We start from the raw sequence: 17,369 nt of genomic DNA, 5'->3' as shown, positions 1-17,369 counted from the left end.
AGCACGCTCACTTACGGTTCAATAATTCAATTACGCCACGACGGCCGCAGTGCATGAGAGCGTCCACGATTGATAGGCCTGGCTGAAAAGGAGCATCATTCGCTTGCGTATAGATTGGGTGACAAAAATTCTGGTATATCAATTGAATCCCGTGCCGCGGAAACTTTTCGTCCTCTTGATATCCTTGAGCACCCCCGCCACACAAATAACGAACGGCACCAACTGCTTTCGTGATATCAATCAAGAGATCAGTGGCGTTATTCTGCAAATTGAACTGCGAACTACGAACCAGTTTACTACTTTCGATTTCAAGATAATCACATAAAGCGGCAATGGCATGCGAGTTGTAATCCGACAGGAAGTCGCTGTCATTCATGATTATCGGCTCGATAAACGGATAGACCTCTCTGAAGTATGCTGCCCTCCCATAGCTTGCCGTGATAGTGCTACACAGTTTTTCGCGCCATTCCCGCTCGACCGGGCTGAAACGTATTTCGCGAATCTGACGCACACCGCTATACGACCTGTCCACCGGAGCAGTTACCCACTTGGGGCCCTGGCCGATCATCATCTGCACTCGATTGGTCCAGTTTCCACCTGTTTTCTGATACTGGACATCGTCAAGCAGCACGAATATGTCGGCGCGGACGATTTTGTCAAAATAGCCGAGCCATGGAAAGAAGTTCGGCTGATGTATTGCGCAAATGCGCGCATCGCTCCGGCTCATCGCACCTCCTCCAGCCAGGCACACAGCCGGCGCCGCAGTGCGGGGATGTCCCGAAGCGCTACATACTCCCGGACATGCAAGCGCTCTCCGCCCGCATGCTCCACATAGCCTCCTCCAAGCGGATCTACCTGAGCGCGCACCCAATTGAACAGCTCCCGGTCGCTCATTCCGTACGGGTCCAGGCGTGGCGATTCCGCCGTCAGGCGGCTGTTCTTCGTTGCCTCCCGCTGCGCCTGGGGCGTGCGCGGCAATCTGCCGTCAAGCAAGGCCGCCATATTCCGCTCGATGAGTCGACCCGTTGCTTGACGCAACCGCTTCGACAGCGTGACCCAGGTATCGGCATCGCTGATTCCGATCCGCTCCTGAGCGACGATATCCCCCGTGTCCAGGCCGTCGTCCAGATAATGCAGCGTGACGCCGGTTTCGGCTTCATCATGGATCAGGGCCCATTGCACCGGGTTGGGCCCACGGTTACGCGGCAGCAGCGCAGCATGAATATTCAGCGCGTCGTAGTCGACCAGGCTCAGAACGTCCGGCCGCAGAATCATCGAGTATGAGTGCACGAGGATGCGGGTGGGCGCCGTCTGCGCAAGTTGCTGTACGAAACCGGCATAGGTCGGAGCATCATGTCGCGGCTGGATCAGCAAGGAGCATCCCATTTCGTCCGCCAGCGCGCTCAGGGACTCTATATATTGCGGACGGATGCCGGCGGCGACCAGGGCGCATACGGGCGCCAGGGTGCCGATGGCTGGCCACAGCTCGGCCGCGCCCACGTTGTCGACGAACAAAGCCAGCCTTGGCTTCGAAACCTGCGTCGTCATCTGTATTTACTCCCTGAACTGCCTAGGCGAGCCGAGCACGCATGCTCTTTATATGGTTCACCGGCTGGTCCCAGTGACCCGCCGAGTCGGCGATTCGCGCCAGACGACACAATCCGCCGCCCCCGCAAGCCACATCGACGCTGCCGTCCGGGTTCCGGCCAGCCACCTGGCCCGGCACCGCCAGGTATGCTCCGCCGTCTATCCACTGGGCCTCATCGACGCGATAGGCATTGGACTCGAAATAAAAGAACGCACCGGCATAAGGATGACCGCTGGCATTGATGTGACGCACAACATCGATGGCAGGCTTGGTCCAATCGATACGTCCGTCCGACGGCTGGCGCGGATAGCATCGCAATGCCGGCCTGCCATCGTCGCATTGGCGATACAGCACATAGCTCGGATCATGCCGCAGCCTTTCCAGCGCCGCGACGAACAACGGCGGCGTCGCCTGCTCCATCCACTGCGCCACCGTACCGATCGTGGTGTGATGATCCACATCCAGCATCGCCTTAGCGATCACATCGCCACTGTCCAGTTCGTCAGCCACCATGTAGTGCACGCATAGACCTATTGCGGGTTCGCCCTGGATCAACGCCCATGCCTGGCAGGCATTGCCGCGATACCTGGGCAAATCGCCACCGTGTGCGTTGAGAATTCCGCGTGGGAAGCTATCGATCGCAGCATGACCGATGACCGTGGGGAAGTTGTAGCTCACGGCGATCTCCGCCCCCAGGCCTGCCAATGCCGCCACCATTTCCGGCCCATAGCGATTCGACACATGACACGGTACGCCCTTGCGCGCAGCAAGCGACCGAAAATCATCGACATCGGCCCGGTATTCGGGCGCGGGGGCTGCCGTCAACACGCCTGCCAGTTCGTGTCCGGCATCGACCAGCATCTCGATCGTGCGCAGCAGGATTTCATGCCGGCCAATGGCAACGAACTTCATCGGGCACCCACCAATATTTTTTCCAGGAACGTACGCACGCCTTGCCCGCCATGCCTCATGGCCGGCAAGGCTGCGCTGTCCCGATGCACCGGCCGGCTGGCCTCGTAGCGCTCCAGTGTTTCAGTATTGAGATAGACGTGAATCGGGTGGAAGTCCAGGACATTCAAGCCATCAGGGTCATACCAATAGAACGCGTCCCCCTCCAGCGGCCAGCCCGCGAGACAGGCAATATCATCCTCCCAGCAATGGGGGACCCGCACGGTCGTTCCGTCCCAATGTCGCCAAGGCCTCAAGGGAATGCCTGCATCCCAGGGAATCAGGGCGTTGCATTCGTGGCCCAGACCGCGATCGGCGAACAACGCCAAAAGGCGCGTGCTTTGCGTCAGCGAATGGGATCGCACGGAACGACAGCCTGGCGCGAGCGCCAACGCGGCATCCAGCACTTGCTCCGCGCTCTGCGCGGAACCGGCGGACAGCAGGTTGTTGAAATTGGGATGTATCCCCAGCTCGAACCCTGGATGACGCTCGATACGTTCAAGCAGCGCCGTCTGGTGCGTCGCGAACCATGTCGCCGGCACACCAGCCCGCTCGATCAGTTCGAGAGTGTCGAGCAAGACAAAATCCTCGGCCCAGTCGATATCGAACGAAAGAAACACCTTCCCGCGCCATGTTTCGGGAGACCCAGGGTCGATGTCGGAGATCCGTGCGAACTTCATGTGGACTTTCCGATGTTGTCGCGGCCGAAGCAGGCCAGGTCCTCATCGTACTTGCGCATGGTCGCTGCCGCACGCCCCTCGGCGCACCTGGCGATGCGGTCGCGTGGACTCATCGGCTCATCTACCCACCAACCGGGATGCGTCAGGACTTGCAGGCTGTGATCGGCCGCCTGTTCCAGTACATCGGCGAGTCGCCGATGGCGCCAGTAGCCATTGGAATCGGAACAATAGCCCACCTGGTCCCTGAAGAATTCCGAATAGGTATTGAGCAAGCCTGCATAGCGGACCTCGCGCTGCTGCAGCATCCATGCATCGGGATTGTGAAACGAGAAAACGTCGATTCGCTGGCCGAAAACACGTTCGAGCAACCTGGCCTCCATGGCCAGCATGTCCTCTAGTTGCGCAACCGACGAGATGCCGTAATAGCCGCAATCGAAATGCAAACCGATGCGATGCCCCAGGGCGAGGATCCGCTCCACCTTCCGGGAAACGTCGCGCTCCAGCAGGTTGTAGAAATCGCTGTGCAGCAACAGGAAGTAAGTACTGGAGACCTGCTCCTGCGCCTCTATTTCCGCAAGCGCGCTGGCGGCATGTACGGAGAAATCCAGGTCATGGCGCCACAGTACGAAACGCTCTTGCGGATCGAACGTATCGTAGGACCGGAAAACATAGGAAGCTCGCGCCGTGCGCAGCAAGCTGCGGTACGCCTCACGGGTGAAATCGCTGTAGTGGTATTTCAGGGCGCTATCCGTTTCCACCGCCGCTCCTTCCCGAGTGCCTGTCATGACTGAGACCGAAACCGCCGATGCGACGATCGCCGCAGCGCGACCATGACGCTCTGGCCGCCATCATCCTCGGCTTCCTCGATCTCGATTGCGCCCTTTCCGGTTGCCACGACCACTTGGCCGCCAGGCAAGCACAGGATCTGGCCCGGCGCGCCGTACACGGCCGCAGCCCGGTACTCGCCGGCTCGCCAGATCCGTACCAGGCGTCCATCCAACCAAGTGGACGCACCCGGATAGGGGCGACTGACCGCCCGCACCAGCCGCGCTATCCCGGCAGCCGGCGCAGCCCAGTCGATGACGCCATCTTCGGGCGAACGCTGGGCACCATAACTGGCAACACCATCCTGTACAGCGGGGACAAGCGAACCGTCCAAAATGCCGCTTATGCAACGCTCGACCAGGACGACACTCGCCGCATTGCAACGTGCCACCAACTCGCCGATATAGTCGTTCGGTCCGACGTCAATGGCTTCCTGACCATAGACCGGCCCATCGTCAACACCATCTCCCAACGCAAACAGGGTCACTGCCGTTCGCTCGAATCCCGCCAGGATCGCCCAGTTCAACGGCGCACCACCACGCAGTTCCGGCAAGCGCGAAGCGTGCAGGCCCACTGCCCCCAGGCGAAACAGGTCGCGCAGGCGGCTCGGCAACATGTGATACCAGCCGGCGACCACGCAGAGATCAGCCGGATTGTTCCGGAAATGCTCCACCGACTTGTCGACGCCAGCATATTCGATTGCCGGGATCGCGTGCGCCACGCACCACTGAGCCACGTCGGCCTGGCGCGAAATGGCGACGGGCTTGTCGCTATACGAGATCTCGAACGGCCTGGGAACATGCGTGATCGATGCAATCGCGTGACCTGCGCGCAGGATGGCCTCCGCTACGGCGACCGTAATGTCGGTGCTCCCGAACAACGCTATTCGTCCCATACCTTGACTCCTACCCGCTCACCAGATCGGCTTCGTTCGAATACGCCAGGCGCTGGACGACCAGATTGCGTTGATTTCCAGGATTGTGGCATTCGCTATAACTCACGGTGCTGTACTCGGGAAAATCCGCAATCAGAATGTCTGCCGCATCCATGCATCTACGCTCAGCAAAGACCAGATGAGCAGACGGCGATTCCGTATGCCGCCAAGATGTTCATTGACGAGTTCACGCACCGTCGCCGCATCCATGATTTCATACAGAGGGGAATGGCCATCAAGCAATTTGCGCCTGACGAACTCCAGGCTTTCCCCCTTGAACCAGCTGGCGTCCGGCGCCGAAAACCCCTGCTTCTCCGCCTTGGAAATGTCGGCCGGCAAGCGATGATTCATGACCTCGCGCAGGATGGTCTTGCCGTCCCGGTTCTTTTCAAAAAACTTCCTTACCTTGTTGCCGGTTTCGTTCTCGTTGATCTTGACGACTTCGGCCAGATTGTTCAGCTTCAGGCGAATCGGACATCGCATCGCGAACTCCACCAAGTCGTTGTCAAGGAAGGGCACGCGCGTTTCCAGGCCGTGCGCCATGCTCAGCTTGTCTTCGACGACCAGCAGGCCATGCAGGAAGGTTTTCGCCTCGAAATACAGCGAATGATTGATGTAATCCTCGGGCCGATACAGCTGGTCAGCATGGTGCCGGAACACATTGCGAAAAATATCGCGCGTCCATACATGTTCGACTTCGCCGGCAATCGGAGCGAACACACGCTTCAATTCACTGTTTGGCAGCAACCGCTGCCAAAAGTTGTAGTATTTGTCGACGTAATGCTCGAAATCGTCATTAACGACTGCGCGATAGTAGCGCCAGGGATAGCCTGCGAAAAGCTCATCTCCGCCCGCGCCGGACAGCACTACCTTGACGAATCTGGATGCCAGCTTGGCGGCGAAGAAATTGGGATAACTTTGACCGACCCGCGGCTCTTCCAGATGGCAGGCGACATGCGGCAGGATACGCTCCATATCGCCGGCCTTCAGGACCATTTCATAATGCTCCGTCTTGAAGCAATATGACATGTACTCGGCTTTGCTGCGCTCGTCGAAGCCCAGTTCGATACCAGAGGCGGAGTTCAGGTCAAAGCCACAGGTAAAGGTCTTTATGTAGGGATGTTCAGCGGCCGCCACGGCGGCAATGGAGCCCGAATCCATGCCGCCGCTCAGGTAGCTCCCAAGCTCGACATCCGTGACGAGCTGCCGCTTCACGGCCTGGACAAACAGCCGATCCAACTCCTCGCGATATTCCTGGTCTGTGGCGGCGACGTCCGGCTCCCGGAAACAAAAATCCCAATACTGGGTGAGGGAAATCGACGCGCAACGATCCGGCTCTACGATCGCGTAATGGCCGGCTGGCAATATCTGAATATCCTCCAACAACACCTTGCTGGTAAAGATATTCTGGAACGTAAAATATTCAAGCAGCGCGGCCTTGTCCAGCTTGCGGCGAAATCCCGGCAAAGCCAGTATGGCTTTTTGCTCTGAACCGAACGCCAGCGTCCCACCCTGCTCGGCGTAATACAGTGGTTTGATCCCGTAGCGATCGCGCGCCAGTATCAACCGCCGCTCATGGCAATCCCACAGCGCAAACGCGAACATGCCATTGAAGCGCTTCAGCGCTTTCAAGCCCCAGGCAATGACGGCATACAGCAGGACTTCGCTGTCGGTACGCGACTTGAACCGATATCCTGCGGTTTCAAGCTCGGCCCGCAACTCGCGAAAGTTGTAGATCTCGCCGTTGTAGCTCAGTACATAGCGCGAATCGGCCGAAATCATGGGCTGATGGCCGGCCGGCGAAAGGTCAATGATCGCCAGTCTCCGGTGGCCGAGGCCGACATTGCCGTCAATCCAATGGCCTTCTCCATCCGGCCCGCGATGCGCGATGGCATCGGTCATGCCCTGCAGTACCGCGGGGTCGACCGCGGCACCGTCTAGATGGATCAAACCGGCAACGCCACACATAGTTATCCAATCGTCAGAGCGTTCAAATGCTTCATCGTGTCCGAAGACGGCCCCGGCGCCCTGACGGTATGGACCGCGTCTTCAGCGGCAGCCGGTGAAAATGCCGTACCCACCAGGGAATCAGCCGCCGAATGCCCGAATCGCCGCCACCACATAACGATAGTCATCCTCCGTCATGCGGTTGTGCAGGGGGATTGCCATTGTGCAATCGTTGCAATCCCGCGCGGCGGGAAAATCCTCGGGGCGATAGCCGTATTGTTCCCGGTAGTAGCCCAGCATGTGCACCGCGTGGGTGCCCGGCCGCGTCGCGATGCCCTGCTCCTGCAGTCGTTGCATCATGTCGTTGCGCGGCATGGGCGCATGCGCCGGATCCACCCACGTCACGAACGACTGCCAACCATGTCGCGCGCCGGCCGGCTCCGCCGGCAGGCGCAGCCACTTCAGATCACCCAGTTGTTCTCGATAGAACTGCGCCCAGCGGGCGCGCTCGTCGATGAAACCGTCCAGCTTGGCGAGTTGGACCTGGCCCACAGCCCCCTGGAGATCGGTCATCCGGTAGTTGTAGCCCAGCAGATCGAAATCCGCCAGGATCCACGGGCGCGGGCCGTGGTGCCGCTGCTCTTCGGAAATGCTGGCGCCATGATTGCGCATCTGGTTCATACGCTCGGCCAGCTCGGGGTCATTCGTGGTGACCATGCCCCCCTCGCCGGTCGTGACCGATTTGCGCGGGTGGAACGAGAAGACCCCCACCTCTCCCAGGCTGCCGGCCGGCCGGCCATTCCAGCTGGCGCCAGCGGCACAGGCGGCATCTTCGACGATGGCCACCGACGCCGGCAACGCCGCCCGCAAGGCGTCGATGTCGGCGCACAGGCCGAACAGGTGCACCGCAATCACCGCACGCGTGCGTGGAGTGACCTTGCCCGCCACCTGGGCGATGTCGATGTTGAAGGTTTCCCGGTCGACGTCTACCAACACCGGCGTGCCGCCGCAATACAGTATCGCGTTGGCCGTGGCGACCCAGGTGAACGAGGGCACGATGACCTCGTCGCCTGGCCCGATGCCCAATCCGGCCAACGCCAGATGCAGGCCCGTCGTGCAAGAGGTCACGGCCAGCGCATGGGCGACCTCGTGCCGTTGCGCGAATGCCTTCTCGAAAGCCGCCACCTTGGGGCCCTGCGTCAGCCACCCGCTCATCAGGGGTTCGCGTACCGCCTGCCACTCCTCTTCGCCCGTCATGGGCAAAGAGATTGCAATGCTGCGTTTCGCCGCGGCGCCGCTCACGACTGCGCTCCATTCTTGGCACGCCAGTCGATCAGTTTCTGCAGCCCTTCGGTCAAGGCATACTGGTACGTGAAGCCCAGGTCGCGGCTGGCCTTGACGGGGCAACCGATGCGGTTCTGTACCATGCGGCGCGCATCGTCTTCGCTATAGGGACGATACTGGACCTGCAAGCCGGAATCCTTCATGTCGAGAATTGTGTCGCACAGTTCCTTGATCGACGTCTGTACGCCGGTGCCGACGTTATAGAACTGGTCGGTCGCCTCGGACGTCAGTGCCAGCACGTTGCAGCGAGCAACGTCTTCGACGTAGACGAAATCATAGGCCTGGGTGCCGTCGCCATTGATAACCGGCGCCTCGTTGGCGTCGATCTTGTTGAGCATGATGGGAATCACGCCGGTGTATGCCGCTGTCTGATCCTGGTGCGGACCATACACGTTCATGTAGCGCAACCCCACATAGCTCAGGCCATAGCGGTCGTGAAAGGCGTGGCACATGGCCTCGCCGGCGATCTTGCTGGCGCCATAGAAATTGCGGTTGTTGAACGGATGCTCCTCGGTCATCGGCACCTCCACCGCGTCGCCGTAGACGGAGGCGGAGGACGAGTACACCAGTCGCTTCACGTTGTTGCGCACACACGCTTCGAGCACATTGAAGGTGCCCTCGATGTTGACGTGGAATGCCGTGCGCGGGAAATCCTTGCAGTGCAGCAACCACATCGCGGCCAGGTGGACGACGCCGTCCATGCCTTGCATCGCGTCGTTGAGCAAATCGATATCGCGGATGTCGCCGCCATTGGGGTAAATGCGGCAGCGAGGGTCGCTGAGATATTCGTCGATATTGCTCTGCTTGCCGCGCGCAAAGTTGTCATAAATAACGACTTCCGCCACCGGATGCTTGAGCAGTTCTGCCACGACGAAGCTGCCGATAAACCCGGCCCCGCCAATGACCAGGATTTTTGCGCCCTCGAGCTTCATATAGATATGCCTTTGATTGCCAAAGAAGAATCGTAGATTTTACCCACACCCCTGATTTGCCCTTTGGCGCCACGCACTTAAGTTTCTCCATCCGTAAGCGGTCGCCGGACGTTCAAGGCCGGCGGATTGTATACAGCAACGTTTTATTACCTGATAACAATACTCAATACATACTTAATGGCGTTTCCGGCGCTGGCCGCCCTGTCCGGAACGCGTGACAACACTCTGCAACGAGCAGACAATATCCTTACAAAGCCGGATAAGGAGACTGCCATGCGCATTGCCGATGCCCAATGGATTCCTTCCACCCCGCACCAGACCTGGGATGCGTTGCAGGACCCGGACGTATTGCAAAAATGCCTGCCAGGCTGCATCAAGGTGGAGCGGCGCACGCCCACCGAGTACGAACTGGTGGTGCGCGCCAAGGTGGCCGGCCTGGAGACTGATTACCAGGGCGAGATCCTGCTTTGCGATCTGGATCCTCCCCATTCCTGTACCGTTGCCTTTGAAGGCAAGGGGCTGGCCAGCGGCCTGGCTATCGGTACCGCCCAGGTCAACCTGAGCCCCAAGGACGACGGGACGCGCCTGAGCTATACGGTGGCGGCCATGGCCGGCGGCAAGCTGGCCGAGCTGGGCGAATCGACCATCATGAAGGCCGGCAACAAGATCGTGGAGAAGTTCTTCGCCGCGTTCATCGACCATATGGCCGGCCAGCCCCGCCTGGCGCCGCCACCGCCGCCGCCGGAGCCCGAACCGCGCGGCCTGACCAATTCGCGCTGGTCCTGGGCGGTTGCGCTGTGCGTGGTGCTGGTGATTCTGGGATACCACACCTTCTTCAAATAGGTAGCAAGAATCGGTGTTTTCCCTAGGTTGGCGGTGCTATGCTTGAGAGCATGAGCGCACCGCCTACCCAAGACCCAGAAATTACGACGACAACTCAAGAATCCCTCCATTCTCGGCGCGATTTGTTACGAGCGATGGCGGGCGTGTCCGCCACCGTGGTGCTGGTGGCGTTCGACTCGACCATTGTCACGACCACGCTGCCACGCGTGGCGGCCGCGCTCAACGGGATGGCGTTGTACGCGTGGGTCGGCACGGCCTATCTGCTGGCGACCGCCGCCTCGATCCTGATTTTCGGCCGGCTGGGCGATATGTACGGCCGCAAACCCCTGATGCTGGTGTCGGTGTCGCTGGTGGCGCTGGGCTCGATCGCCTGCGGCCTGGCGCAGAGCATGCCGCAGCTGATCGCGTTCCGGACCCTGCAGGGCATAGGCGGGGGCATGATGATCGCGACGGCATTCGCCGCCCCGGCGGACCTGTTTCCCGACGCCGGCCAGCGGGTGCGCTGGATGGCGCTGGTGTCGGCGACGTTCGCGATGGCCAGCGGGATAGGCCCCGTGCTGGGCGGCGCGGCCACCCAGGCGCTGGGCTGGCGCGCTATTTCCCCCGCATCCGGCCGGCGCAGACGGCCAGCCGCCGCATCGACTGGGTGGGCGGCCTGTTGCTGATCGTGGTGGTGGGCGCACCGCTGGCGGCCATCGAACTGGCTTTCGCGCCTGGCGATGGCGCCCATCCGCGCGTGGCGCTGGCGGTAGCCGGAATCGCCGCGGTGGCGCTGCTGGTGCCTATCGAGCGCCGCGTACGTTCCCCTATTTTCCCCCTGCGCGTGCTGGCCGGCCTCGAACCCCGGCTGCTGAACCTGGCCGCGGTGGCGGTGGGCGCGACGATGTTCATCCTGATTTTCTACAGTCCGCTGCTGCTGCAGCACGAGCTGGATTACTCGCCGAGCGAGGCGGGACTGCTGCTGACGCCGCTGGTGGCGGCGATTTCGTTCGGCAGCATCATCAATGGCCGCCTGTTTCCCAGGCAGACCGAGCCGCAGCGCCTGATGGTGTTCGGCAGCTGCCTGCTGGCGGCCGGTTCCGCCATGATGCTGGCCGTGAGCGCCGGGACGTCGGCCTGGTGGATCGTGGCGGCATTCTTCGTCAATGGCACGGCGCTGGGATTCCTGCTGCCGAACCTGACGCTGTTCATGCAGATGCTCAGCGAACGGCGTGACGTGGGGGTGGCCTCGGCGCTGGTGCAGACCACCCGCGCCATGGGCAGCGCGGCCGGCACGGCTTTGGTGGGTATCGCGATTTCGCACAGCTCGGTGCTCGATGGGGTGCGTGCCGGCCTGATTCTCTGTGTGCTGCTGTCGCTGTTTAGCGCCGTGGTGGCGCACCGCGTGAAAATGAAGAACGTCGCGGCCACGCCCGCCGCCTGACCTGGAACTGAGCTCATGCCGCGTCGTGATCTGGTGGACTTGCTGGCGCTGGCCGCCGTATGGGGCGGATCGTTCCTGTTCATGCGCGTGGCGGTGCCGGAGTTCGGACCCGCCGCCCTGATGGAGCTGCGCGTGGGGCTGGCCGCGCTGTTCCTGCTGCCGCTGGTCCTGTGGCGCGGCAAGCCGGCGTTGATCGCGCGGCACTGGAAGGCGATATTGGTGGTGGGCACGTTGAATTCGGCGCTGCCCTTCCTGCTGTATGCCTATGCGGCCCAGTCGCTGGGCGCGGGCTTTCTGTCGGTGGCCAATGCGGTCACGCCGGTGTGGGGCGCGGTGATCGGCTGGCTGTGGCTGGGGGACCGCCTGCCGCGCATGCGCGCCCTGGGCCTGCTGATCAGCATGTCAGGCATTGTCGTACTGGTATGGGACAAGCTGGATTTCCATGACGGTGGCACGGGGCCGGCCGTGCTGGCCGCCATCAGTGCGCCGGTGTTCTACGGCATGGCGGCCAACTGGACCAAGCGCTATCTCGGCCACGTGGACGCGCTGACCAATGCAACGGGCAGCATGGTAGCCGCCTCGCTGGTACTGGCGCCCCTGGCGATCATCCACTGGCCCGAACAGGCGGTGTCGTTCGAGGCGTGGCGCGCCACGGTGCTGCTGGCGATCGTCTGCACCGGCGCGGCCTATATCGTGTTCTTCCGCCTGATCGCCCGTGTCGGCCCGACGGCCGCGGTCAGCGTGACATTCCTGGTGCCGGTGTTCGGCGTGCTGTGGGGCGTGTGGTTCCTGGACGAAGCGGTGACGCCGCGCATCCTGGCCGGCGCCGGCGTGATCCTGGCCGGCACCGCGCTGGCGCTGGGCCTGGTGGGCGCCCGGCGCGCCGCGGCGGCCAATTAGTCAGTACCGCCCCGCGCGCCCGGTCAACGCCACGCCGATGCGCAGCATGGTGTAGGCCGCGACGTCGATACATCGCCGCAGCCAGCCGCGCCGCTGGTAGTCCAGGGGCCGGATGAACTGGCCGCCCAGGGCGATGGCGCGCTCCAGGCGTTCCTGCAGGTCCCAGGCGAAGGGCTGGTCGTCGACGACCACGTTCGCTTCGCGGGCCAGCAGCAGGCTGAAGGGGTCGAGATTGGACGAGCCGACGGTAGCCATGTTGTCGATGACGGCGACCTTGGCGTGCAGGTAGCCCGGCATGTATTCGTAGATCTCGATGCCGCCGCGCAGCAGCCGGTCGTACAGCGCGCGCGTGGCGAAGTACTGCATGCGGTATTCGGGCTTGCCCTGCAGCAGCAGCCGCACGCGCACGCCACGCGCGGCGGCCTGCATGAGGCTCTTGCGGAATTGATGCCCGGGGAAGAAATAGGCGTTGGCGATCAGGATGTCGCGGCGCGCATGCTGGATGCCATAAAGGTAGGCTTGCTCGAAGGTCTGCCGAAAGCGCAGGTTGTCGCGCAGCAGCAATGCCGCGCGCAGCTTGCCGGCCGGCGAGGCGTCGGCGTGCACCGGCTTGAACAGGCGCATGCGGTGCCAGTCCCCTGGGTGGCGGTGCAGGCGGGCCCAGTTCAACCGTACCCACAACAGGTCCTGGGCATAGAGTATGTGCGGCACCAGGGGGCCCTGCACCGCTACGGCGAAGTCGAAGCGCGGCGCGGGGATGTCGTCGCCGGGGTCGAGGTCGTCGTAGTCGTCGACGATATTGATGCCGCCGACGAACGCCAGTTCGGCGTCGACCACGGCCACCTTGCGGTGCAGGCGGCGCAAGCGGCTGCGCGAGAACGCCAGGTGGCCCAGCCAGCGGGGCTCGGGCCGGAAGATGCGGCACTGGCCGCCGGCCTGGGTGATGCGCAGGCGTATCGCCTCGGCCGTGCCGGCGCTGCCGAAACCGTCGAGCACCACGCGCACCTTGACGCCGCGGCGGGCAGCGCTCTCCAGGCATTCGAGCACCTGCCGCCCGGTGCGGTCGAGCAGGAAGATGTAGGTCTCCAGATGCACCGACAGGCGCGCCGCGTCGATGGCCTCGCATAGCGCGGGAAAGAAATCGCCGCCGTTTTGCAGCAGGCGGATGGCATTGCCATCGGTCCAGTGCAACCTGACGATCTGGCCCTTCACGGCAATTCGAGCTCGGCCAGCAGCGGCGAATGATCCGACAGGCGCGCCCACTCGCGCCCGCGCAGGACGCGGGCGCTGCGCACCGCGAAGCCGCGTTGGTAGATGCGATCCAGGCGGAACCACGGGAACACCGCCGGGAAAGTCCGCGGCGGCGGCAGGGGACAATAGGCGCCGCCCATGCCCAGCTGGTTGTTGCGTTCGAGCACCGCCACGCTGTTGGGCACGCCGCGCAGTACGTTGCCCAAGCGCCTGACCGAGTCGCGCAGACGCGGCAGGTCGCCGCCGTGCGAGCGCGGCGCGTGCGAAAACACTTCGTACAGGCCCAGCTGCTGCACGAACATCGGCGCCAGGCGGTCGCCCCAATCGTTGAAGTCGCCCGCGATCAGCAGCGGCGCGCCGTCCGGGACCGATTGCCGGATGCGGTCGGTCAGGGCCTGGATCTGGCGGCCACGACTGCCGGCGAACAAGCCCAGGTGCACGACGAAGCAGTGCACCTCGGTGCCGCCGACGTCGATGCGCGCGTGCAGCAGGCCGCGTTGCTCCAGACGATGGTCGGAGATGTCCTGGTTCTCGTGATCGAGGATGTCAAAGCGCGACAGCAAGGCATTGCCGTGATCGGTGCCGGTACGGATGGCATTGCGGCCATAGGCCGCCTGCAGGCGCAGTGCGGCGGCCAGCGATTCGTGCTGGGCGTGCAGGACCGAGGATACCTCGTTGCGTCCCTGGACCTCCTGCAGGAAGACCAGGTCCGGACGCAGGCCATACAGGCCCAGGCGCAGATCGTTGAGGGACTCGCGCCGGCCCAGGGCCGAGCGGCCTTTGTGGATGTTGTAGCTGACTACGCGAATAAGCGACATAGGAGGTATGGCGCGTTATCGAAACGGGCAAAGCCACGCCGTTGCCCGGCCTGCCCGATTCCGGCCGCTGGCGGCGCCGCCGCCCATGGCGTCGGCGCTTCGCCAGCTTACTTCATTTCACTTCGACGTTGCGCAAGCGGATATGCAGCTCGCGCAATTGCTTCTCGTCGACTTCCGACGGCGCGCCGGTCAACAGGCACTGCGCACGCTGGGTCTTGGGGAAGGCGATCACGTCGCGGATGGATTCGGCGCCGGCCATCATGGTGATGATGCGGTCCAGGCCGAACGCGATGCCGCCATGCGGCGGCGCGCCATACTGCAGCGCGTCCAGCAGGAAACCGAACTTCTCGCGCGCCTCCTCGGCGTCGATCTTGAGAGCGCGGAATACCTTGCTCTGCACTTCCTCGCGGTGGATACGCACCGAGCCGCCGCCGATTTCCCAGCCGTTGAGCACCATGTCGTAGGCCTTGGCGACGGCCTTGCCCGGATCGCTTTCGAGGAAGTCCTCGTGACCGTCCTTCGGGCTGGTGAATGGGTGGTGCGCGGCGGTATAGCGGTTTTCCTCCTCGTCGTACTCGAACATGGGGAAGTCGACGACCCACAACGGCTTCCAGCCGCCGCTGAACAGGCCGGCCTTCTTGCCGAATTCGCTGTGGCCGATCTTCACGCGCAGCGCGCCGATGGCGTCGTTGACCACCTTGGCGCGATCCGCGCCGAAGAAGATGATGTCGCCGTTCTGCGCGCCGGTGCGCTTGACCAGTTCGGCCAGCGCGGCATCGTGCAGGTTCTTGACGATGGGCGACTGCAGGCCCTCGCGGCCCTTGGCCACGTCGTTGACCTTGATGTAGGCCAGGCCCTTGGCGCCGTAGATGCCGACGAATTGCGTGTAGGCGTCGATCTCGCTGCGCGACATCTCGCCGCCGCCCTGCACGCGCAGCGCCACGACGCGGCTGCCCGCGGTGGTGGCGGCCGAGGCGAACACCTTGAAATCCACGTCGCGCATGACGTCGGTCATGTCGGTGAATTCCAGGTTGACGCGCAGGTCGGGCTTGTCCGAGCCATAGCGCTGCATGGCCTCCGTCCAGCTCATGATGGGGAACGGCGTGGGCAGGTCCACGTCCTGCACCACCTTGAATACATGGCGGATCATGCCTTCGAAGATTTCACGGATCTCGACTTCGTTCAGGAACGAAGTCTCGCAATCGATCTGGGTGAATTCGGGCTGGCGGTCGGCGCGCAGGTCTTCGTCGCGGAAGCACTTGGTGATCTGGTAGTAACGGTCGAAACCCGAGACCATCAGCATCTGCTTGAACAGCTGCGGCGATTGCGGCAAGGCAAAGAAATAGCCGGCGTTGACCCGCGACGGCACCAGGTAGTCGCGCGCGCCTTCGGGCGTGCTCTTGGTCAGCATCGGCGTTTCGATGTCGATGAAGCCGAGCTGGTCGAGGTATTTGCGCACTTCGATCGAGACGCGGTAGCGCAGCATCAGGTTGTGCTGCATCTGCGGGCGGCGCAGGTCCAGCACGCGATGGGTCAGCCGGGTGGTTTCCGACAGATTGTCGTCATCCAGCTGGAACGGCGGCGTCACCGACGCGTTGAGGATCTCGACCTGCTGGCACAGCACTTCGACCTCGCCCGAGGCCAGTTCGGCGTTGGCCGTGCCTTCGGGGCGCAGGCGCACCAGGCCGGTGATGCTGATGCAGAACTCGTTGCGCAGGCGCTCGGCCGTGCCGAAGGCCTCGGCGTTGTCGGGGTCGAACACGATTTGCGCCAGGCCCGTGCGATCGCGCAGGTCGATGAAGATGACCCCGCCGTGGTCGCGGCGGCGGTTCACCCAGCCGTACAGGGTGACAGTCTGGCCGAGATGGTCACGGCAAACCTGGCCGGTGTAGCAGGTACGCATGCGGGATAACTCCGTGTATAGGCTGTGTAAGCGTAAAAGGTTACGGTTCGGCGCCCGGCGCCAGGGGCGCACCAGGCGTCGTGGGCGGGGATACGGGCCGGCGATCCGCCGGCGCCACGACCCCCATGGAAACGATGTACTTCAGGGCCGCGTCGACGCTCATCTGCAGATCGATGACCTGGTCGCGCGGCATCATCAGGAAAAAGCCGGACGTCGGGTTGGGCGTGGTGGGCACGTAGACGCTGAGGTGTTCGCCGGGAAGGTACGAGGCCACCTCGCCGCTGGGCGTGCCGGTCAGGAAGGCGATGGTCCACGAGCCGGCGCGCGGGTACTGGATCAGCACGGCCTGGCGAAACGCCCGGCCATTGGGCGCCAGCACGGTATCGCTGACCTGCTTGACCGAGTTGTAGATCGAGCGCACCAGCGGAATGCGCCCCAGGATGCGCTCCCAGTGCTCCAGCAGGCTGCGCCCGAGCAGGTTGGCGGCAAACACGCCCGTCAGCAGCACCACGGTGATGACGAGGACGAAGCGGAACCCGGGGATATCCACGCCAAACAACGACTGCGATGACAAGAAGCCGGGAACGAACCCCTCCAGCGTCGCGACGAGCAGGCCCAGCACCCATACCGTGATGGCCAGGGGCACCCAGATCAGCAAGCCGGTGATGAAGTACTTCTTGAACACGCGCATGACGCTGTGCCGCAATCAGGTGGAGGTGGCTGCCGGCGCCGCGGGTGCGGGCGTGGCGGGCGCGCTGCCGGCATCGCCGCCGCTGGCTGCCGGCGCGGCGGATTGGCCAGCGGCCGGTTTGCCCGCTCCGTTGTTGTTGCGAAAATCGGTGACGTACCAGCCCGAGCCCTTGAGCTGGAAGCCGGCGGCCGTCACCTGCTTGGAATACGTGCTTTGGCCGCAGGCGGGACAGTCCGCCAGCGGCGCATCGGAGATCTTTTGCAGCACGTCCTCGGCATGGCCGCACGCGCTGCATTTCATTTATATGCATAAATGGGCATTTAACGAAAACTCCCAGGCGAA

The 17,369-nt window shown here is 62.9% G+C and carries 15 protein-coding genes and 2 pseudogenes; 3 read left to right on the top strand and 14 right to left on the bottom strand.

Annotated elements, in window-relative coordinates; all coding sequences use genetic code 11:
• Nucleotides 1-7: 7 nt before the first annotated feature.
• The 9 genes from LK409_RS21040 to LK409_RS21000 form a co-directional block, all read right to left on the bottom strand.
• Nucleotides 8-727 (bottom strand): WbqC family protein, encoded by a 720-nt coding sequence (locus LK409_RS21040; RefSeq protein ID WP_010927305.1) that lies wholly within the window; start codon nucleotides 725-727, stop codon nucleotides 8-10.
• Nucleotides 724-1,548: a methionyl-tRNA formyltransferase gene (locus LK409_RS21035; RefSeq protein WP_003807066.1), complete on the bottom strand. Its 825-nt coding sequence runs from the start codon at nucleotides 1,546-1,548 to the stop codon at nucleotides 724-726. The genes LK409_RS21040 and LK409_RS21035 overlap by 4 nt, the downstream gene beginning before the upstream one ends.
• 22 nt (nucleotides 1,549-1,570) lie before the next feature.
• On the bottom strand, nucleotides 1,571-2,500 hold the full coding sequence (locus LK409_RS21030; RefSeq protein WP_003807064.1) for a methionyl-tRNA formyltransferase: 930 nt from the start codon (nucleotides 2,498-2,500) through the stop codon (nucleotides 1,571-1,573).
• Nucleotides 2,497-3,216: a polysaccharide deacetylase WbmS family protein gene (locus LK409_RS21025; protein WP_003807062.1), complete on the bottom strand. Its 720-nt coding sequence runs from the start codon at nucleotides 3,214-3,216 to the stop codon at nucleotides 2,497-2,499. Before LK409_RS21025 ends, LK409_RS21030 begins: the two co-directional genes overlap by 4 nt.
• Nucleotides 3,213-3,974 (bottom strand): polysaccharide deacetylase family protein, encoded by a 762-nt coding sequence (locus LK409_RS21020; protein WP_226376454.1) that lies wholly within the window; start codon nucleotides 3,972-3,974, stop codon nucleotides 3,213-3,215. The genes LK409_RS21025 and LK409_RS21020 overlap by 4 nt, the downstream gene beginning before the upstream one ends.
• 23 nt (nucleotides 3,975-3,997) lie before the next feature.
• Nucleotides 3,998-4,936, bottom strand: coding sequence for a methionyl-tRNA formyltransferase (locus tag LK409_RS21015; protein ID WP_003807059.1), 939 nt, complete (start codon nucleotides 4,934-4,936; stop codon nucleotides 3,998-4,000).
• Between the two features lie 132 nt (nucleotides 4,937-5,068).
• The gene (asnB, locus tag LK409_RS21010; protein ID WP_010927303.1) at nucleotides 5,069-6,943 is read right to left on the bottom strand and encodes an asparagine synthase (glutamine-hydrolyzing); all 1,875 of its coding nucleotides are present in this window, start codon (nucleotides 6,941-6,943) and stop codon (nucleotides 5,069-5,071) included.
• A gap of 120 nt (nucleotides 6,944-7,063) precedes the next feature.
• Entirely contained in the window at nucleotides 7,064-8,224 is a 1,161-nt protein-coding gene (locus tag LK409_RS21005) for a DegT/DnrJ/EryC1/StrS family aminotransferase (RefSeq protein ID WP_010927302.1), read from the bottom strand.
• Nucleotides 8,221-9,198 carry an NAD-dependent epimerase/dehydratase family protein gene (locus LK409_RS21000; protein WP_003807052.1) on the bottom strand — a complete coding sequence of 326 codons (978 nt, stop codon included), beginning with the start codon at nucleotides 9,196-9,198 and terminating at the stop codon, nucleotides 8,221-8,223. The genes LK409_RS21005 and LK409_RS21000 overlap by 4 nt, the downstream gene beginning before the upstream one ends.
• Before the next feature lie 273 nt (nucleotides 9,199-9,471).
• Between LK409_RS21000 and LK409_RS20995 the strand changes: the two genes are divergently transcribed.
• The 3 genes and pseudogenes from LK409_RS20995 to LK409_RS20985 all read left to right on the top strand — a co-directional run bounded on the left by LK409_RS20995 (nucleotide 9,472) and on the right by LK409_RS20985 (nucleotide 12,364).
• Nucleotides 9,472-10,041: an SRPBCC family protein gene (locus LK409_RS20995; RefSeq protein WP_010927301.1), complete on the top strand. Its 570-nt coding sequence runs from the start codon at nucleotides 9,472-9,474 to the stop codon at nucleotides 10,039-10,041.
• 50 nt (nucleotides 10,042-10,091) lie between these two features.
• Nucleotides 10,092-11,464, top strand: a pseudogene (locus tag LK409_RS20990) (MFS transporter).
• Between the two features lie 15 nt (nucleotides 11,465-11,479).
• The gene (locus LK409_RS20985; protein WP_003807047.1) at nucleotides 11,480-12,364 is read left to right on the top strand and encodes a DMT family transporter; all 885 of its coding nucleotides are present in this window, start codon (nucleotides 11,480-11,482) and stop codon (nucleotides 12,362-12,364) included.
• On the opposite strand, the gene clsB is transcribed toward LK409_RS20985, so the two are convergent.
• From clsB to LK409_RS20960, 5 genes and pseudogenes are all read right to left on the bottom strand, one after another.
• A complete protein-coding gene (gene clsB, locus LK409_RS20980; RefSeq protein ID WP_041937071.1) occupies nucleotides 12,365-13,576 on the bottom strand; it encodes a cardiolipin synthase ClsB in 1,212 nt (403 codons plus the stop codon).
• On the bottom strand, nucleotides 13,573-14,433 hold the full coding sequence (locus LK409_RS20975) for an endonuclease/exonuclease/phosphatase family protein (protein ID WP_003807040.1): 861 nt from the start codon (nucleotides 14,431-14,433) through the stop codon (nucleotides 13,573-13,575). The genes clsB and LK409_RS20975 overlap by 4 nt, the downstream gene beginning before the upstream one ends.
• Before the next feature lie 112 nt (nucleotides 14,434-14,545).
• A complete protein-coding gene (gene aspS / locus LK409_RS20970) occupies nucleotides 14,546-16,336 on the bottom strand; it encodes an aspartate--tRNA ligase (RefSeq protein WP_003807038.1) in 1,791 nt (596 codons plus the stop codon).
• Nucleotides 16,337-16,376: 40 nt separating this feature from the next.
• Nucleotides 16,377-17,042, bottom strand: a complete 666-nt coding sequence (locus LK409_RS20965) for a DUF502 domain-containing protein (RefSeq protein ID WP_003807035.1) — start codon at nucleotides 17,040-17,042, stop codon at nucleotides 16,377-16,379.
• Nucleotides 17,043-17,347 (bottom strand): annotated as a pseudogene (locus LK409_RS20960) (FmdB family zinc ribbon protein).
• Nucleotides 17,348-17,369 lie beyond the last annotated feature (22 nt).

It is taken from the genome of Bordetella parapertussis (assembly GCF_020735925.1).
In the GTDB taxonomy this organism is placed as follows: domain Bacteria; phylum Pseudomonadota; class Gammaproteobacteria; order Burkholderiales; family Burkholderiaceae_B; genus Bordetella; species Bordetella pertussis.
The sequence above is the reverse complement of the archived record's forward strand: the minus strand, read 5'-3'. Positions and strand labels throughout refer to the sequence as shown.